Below are 4,721 nucleotides of genomic sequence, written 5' to 3'. Positions count from 1 at the left end.
TGTTATTCGGCTCGCAGACGGTAGCGCTGACCTCGGTCCAGGTGCAGGACTAGACCGTAACGACTGTGGATCACCGCCCCCTCTAGCAGGAGTGCGAACAGGCGCGGGTTGACGAGTAGATGGTTCTGGCAGCCTGCGCGGCCGCGAAAACCGAGATTTCTCCCACTGGTTTGGTTCAACTCGTCTATGTGCCGGAGCAGGCAGGCATCCGAACGGCGCATCCAGGCATTCAGCGCCTGAACCCGTTCGTATTCGTCCGGCGACATAAACGCCATCGTCTGGATGATGTCCGTGCCGATTAGTTCGTTCGAGCCGCGAGCGCGGGCGTGGCTCATCGAGTTGGAAAGACTGGCTACGCGGTTGCTGACCACCCAGGCACCGGGGAGGTCTAACCGGTCACGCCACTCCTCGCAGAGCCGGGACAGGTTGCGCGCCGTCACCCCCCGAACCGCGTGTACCTGAAGGTCTCCGCGATCTGGCGACGGAGCGTCCAGTTCAAACACTGACCACGAGGGGTCGGCCCGGCGTGCGACGGCCGTTGGCAGTGCTTCTGTGGTCAGCGCGATGACGTGGATCGCCAACCCATTCCACCACATTCGAGGCTGGATGGCCCACACGCGGCCGTGCCGCGCGGCGTAGATGTCGGGCCTATCACCGTCTCCTCCGGCCTCGGCCTCCTGCTCAACCTCATATTCGCCGCTGCTACGGGTCGTGACTTGGGTCCAAGCGCCAAACGCCGCCGAGGCCATCCTCCGGAAATCGTCGAAGGACAGTTCCCAGACTTCGGTCCCAATCGTTGGCGGGCCGCTTTCGCGAACAAATGCCTGGAAAGCGGCGTGCTGCCGATCGATTCCTACGCGGCCGCGTGCAGGTTCGTGAGCTTCGCATGCCCGCTTGACCCATTGCAGCACCTCTAGCGGCTGCATTTCCACGATGCTTTCAACGCGAACCTCATCGTGAACGGCCAGACCAAGAGCCGTCTCCCGGAAAGCGCGCTCTCGACGCTCGGCCTCATTGTGCGCATCCTCCCAAAACGATCGCGCCCACATCGTCCGCGTCGGGCTCTCGCGCTGCCAGTTGTGTAGCACTGGGTGCACCGTGAACCCGACCAAACGGGAGTCGCCGACGCTGGCCCACATCTCGGTGTGCCGGGACTTGAACGACTCCATGACCTCAGGCTGAGTCGCTTTCACCGCTGCCCATAAGCTGCTGTAGCCGCGCCGCGCAGCCTCGCCTTGTGACAGCGGCGCAAGACTCAGTTCCGCGCACGCGCGCGCGTACGCCTCGGAGAACGAAGGCAGGAGCACGCCGATAAAACCGTTCGCCCGCTGCGCCTCGTTAAAATCAGTGCACTTCTCCACAGCCGTCCGATAGTCGCCGAACCCGTAGAGCGCGAGTTGTGGATCGCCGGGCGCCTCGATGCGCTCGATGATCCGGTGGTGCTCGGCGAACAACGCCGAGCTTTTTCCCGATCCCTCAGGTCCTCTCACCCAGAGAAGCTGGTGAGCAGGCACGGCGCTCAGAAAGAACGCGCGCATGGCGGTGCGGGCATCAGAACTCTGCGCCGCCTCGCGAAACGCCGCCTCCTCCGGGTGCTCACTCACACTCGACACTGGCTTCCGAACGACCACCTCCTCCTCGTTCACAGCCTCGCCACCCGAATGGTGCAGCCGTGCGTGCTGCGCTACCCATAGTCGGATCATTCGCCACAGTGGGAATTGAAGCGGCTCGGTGCGAAGGCCCTCCGCGCCCCTGCCTGAAAGAAGAATGTTGCGGTGATCGTCACGGAGGACCGAGGTGGCGTTCTGGTCCTCGGGTGAGTTAAAAAAACGCGCGGTCCACCGGCCCCGCAGGTGCGTCAGTCCCGAGAGTCGGGGCCAGTCGCCGAAGTGTCGCTTCAGCATCTTCTCGCAGAATGCGATCTGCTCGGAAGTCAGGTCGCCGACGCCGACAAACGTCTGGCTGTCCTGGGAACTGGGCGGCCGCGTACGTGATGCAACCGGCACCTGATGGAACGGTTCAGGACGAAAAAACAAGCCGGTCACACCGGAGGCGGCGCGATTGCGCCACTGCTCAAATAAGGTCACCTGCCGTACCCAGGTGCCGGGCGGAACACCGAGGACGTGATCACCTTCGATGAGCCGGAACGCGTTTGGCAATCGTCGATAGGCTTCGGGAAACGAAAGCATTGGGTCAGGCCCAACATCCGGTGGGAGACCGAGCACATCCCGCACCGTTGGCGCGAGCAGGTGCCAGTGGGCGACAAATCCTCGTCGAAGGTCGGCGATTATGCCGAGGTTCAACGCCTCCACGGCGAGCCGCATGTCGTACACGGCGTGAATATGCAACGATTTTCCGCCAGAGTAGTTTGCGGTCAATCCGGCAAAGTCTGCGTGCTCGGAGAGGCGCGCAAACAGCCTTCCCATTTTGGAATCGCTGGGCTTCTTCCGCGACATCACCCATGACATCTGCTCGGCAAGGAAATCAATGCCGGGTACGTCGTGTTCGAAGGTGAAGACGTGGAACGGCCCGAAGACGACGCGCTCCGACGGCGGCTGCCAAATTTCCTGGCCCGTCTGCTCATCGTAGTCAGGGCGGCATGCCCGTAGTGCATTGGCGAAAAAGGACAAAACCGCCCACGGTTCAGGAGCGTCGATCGAATAGGCTGCACTGCCCGTCGCCAACCCCTGGGCGAGTTCGTGGTTGCGGCCCGGCGTTCTCTTTAGGATCGCCACCGGATAATAAACGGCATCTTCAATGTCGCCGCCATGATCAAGTTGGAACAGGTGTGGCCGGAGAACGCGATCAACCAGTGTGGTAGAGGGCTGCGCCAGCGCGGCGCTAAACCGGTTAGCCGCCCTGGCCCCGAGCTTCTGGCGGACGTGGAGCAGAAAAGTCGCCTCGTCAGCGACCGCCGTCAGGTGCACCATTATCTCATTCCAAGATTTTCTGCGAGTTGGGTGGGCGCCATTGGCCCTGATGGTGGCACCTCAGAAGGGCGCCACCTGTCTGCCTGAACGACGCGACGCAGCTAAGACTTTCGAGGCCGCCGCGTCTGCGAGACGGACTTCGGCGATGCCTTGGCCACCCTCTTACGCCCCTTAATCCCCGCACGCGGCGTCGTCTTTCGAACGCCCTGCGGCTTGGCGGCGGCCGGGCGATCGGGCTGCGTGGGACTTTCGATGTCGATTACCCGTAGCAAATTCGATTCATCAGGCAGCGCCTCAGCAGGACTCACCTCCGCCTCGTCCGGCGTCACCACAGCCGTCACCTCCGAATCCGGCTCGGGCGGCGGAGGTTCCAGATGGTTCGCGCGCATCTCCGCCTCAAGCTGTTCGATGCGGCGCCGTGCTACGGCGAGGTCACGTTCGAGGCGCAGCTTCGCGGAGTCACGGCGTTTCGATTCGGGCGGACCAGCGTCCTGCTCCTTCGAAGAGTTCGCCGCCTCCCACTCCCTGACAAGGAGAAAGGCGCCATCAGGTGAGTGACGGGAGCGGGCACCCTTAGTGTCTCTCCGGTCGCCAGCCCAGTCGTTCGCCGAAACCCACTTCTCCCACTCGCGGTCAACCCACATGAGACGAGCCACCCAGGTTTTGCCGAAATCAAACTCCTCATCCGCCCAGGCGAGGACATCCTTCCACGCCACGACTTCCCGGACTTCATTCAGCTTCGCGCCAATCTTACGATGCTCTTCCAGACTCTCTCGGTCTGCCCGACCGATCTTGGCAATATGCCTGTGGATTGCAGCTTTGGCGTGATTAAGGACGGCCTTCGAGTTGTGGTTCTTGTCGGTCACGCGCGTCTCCGTCGGTTCAGTCAACTGAACCAAGGTCGCCCCCCGCGACATTCATCCCATCCATGCGGCACAGCATTAGCGTCCCCCAGACATATGGAGGACAGTAACTGATGATGTGATGCACTTGAAACAGGACGAAGAAGCTGGATGTTCGTCCAACTTCACCTTGATTACTTTCGACAATTGAATAATAGGACCAGCCCTGAGGGCGATCAATTATATTATCGGGCCGGTCAACTGATTTATCGTCAGATTATGTAGTTCTGATGACTTCAGAGCTTTTGCCCGCTGCCCTTTGTAAGGATTTGTATAGAGAAAATACGGCGCCGTGTCGTTTCTACTAGCTCCGATTCCATCCGCCGCAGTTAGCAACCAGCGTCGGCGAGACATTAAGCAACCTAATATTATAGATGGTTGATCCTACCGATCAGAAATTCCGCTTTATCATCAGATACTCAGAAATCTCCGACACTAAATACTCGTATGCGAAACATACGCCCCCCTGAGCACGTCGTACGCGTGCCGATCTCGCGCCGCACACTCGCGCGGCGGTTCGAACTCGTTTTCAATGCCTGCCGCTACGCCGCCCGTCTTCTCTCCGACCACCAGTGCCAGATCGAGGCGGTGTACGAGGCGCACGAGCGGGTCGGCTACGAGTTTGCGTTCCCTACCGAAATGATGGCGGTGAGATTTCGCCTCTACTATGAATCGGTATTGCGCGGGCGACCGTTCCCGCTGAAGTTGTGGCGCTGATGCGATACCGAGACATCGTGCCACCGAGACCAGCGGCTACCGCTCCAATCTCAACACCGGCACGTCTGCCAGTCGATCACGCAGCCCGAGCAGCAAGTTGTCCAGAAGGGCGCGTCCTGCGCGCCCCTGCGGACAAACGGCGCATTGCCGACCAGCCCGATGATGCGATCGC

The 4,721-nt window shown here is 61.1% G+C and carries 3 protein-coding genes; 1 reads left to right on the top strand and 2 read right to left on the bottom strand.

The window, feature by feature from the left end; all coding sequences use genetic code 11:
* Positions 1–2 precede the first annotated feature (2 nt).
* Together ACFHPP_RS30450 and ACFHPP_RS30445 are read right to left on the bottom strand one after the other, a co-directional pair.
* Positions 3–2,930 carry a hypothetical protein gene (locus tag ACFHPP_RS30450; RefSeq protein ID WP_437166981.1) on the bottom strand — a complete coding sequence of 976 codons (2,928 nt, stop codon included), beginning with the start codon at positions 2,928–2,930 and terminating at the stop codon, positions 3–5.
* A gap of 101 nt (positions 2,931–3,031) precedes the next feature.
* Positions 3,032–3,796 (bottom strand): hypothetical protein, encoded by a 765-nt coding sequence (locus ACFHPP_RS30445; RefSeq protein ID WP_437166980.1) that lies wholly within the window; start codon positions 3,794–3,796, stop codon positions 3,032–3,034.
* A 519-nt stretch (positions 3,797–4,315) separates the two neighbouring features.
* On the opposite strand from ACFHPP_RS30445, the gene ACFHPP_RS30440 reads away from it, so the two are divergent.
* Entirely contained in the window at positions 4,316–4,549 is a 234-nt protein-coding gene (locus ACFHPP_RS30440) for a hypothetical protein (protein WP_437166979.1), read from the top strand.
* Positions 4,550–4,721 lie beyond the last annotated feature (172 nt).

Source organism: Falsiroseomonas sp. E2-1-a20 (assembly GCF_051433195.1).
Lineage (GTDB): Bacteria > Pseudomonadota > Alphaproteobacteria > Acetobacterales > Acetobacteraceae > Falsiroseomonas.
The sequence above is the reverse complement of the archived record's forward strand: the minus strand, read 5'-3'. Positions and strand labels throughout refer to the sequence as shown.

Coding starts and splice junctions, on each gene's coding strand:
- ACFHPP_RS30450 (WP_437166981.1), bottom strand. CDS start 2,930: ATGGTGCACCTGACGGCGGTCGCTGACGAGGCGACTTTTCTGCTCCAC.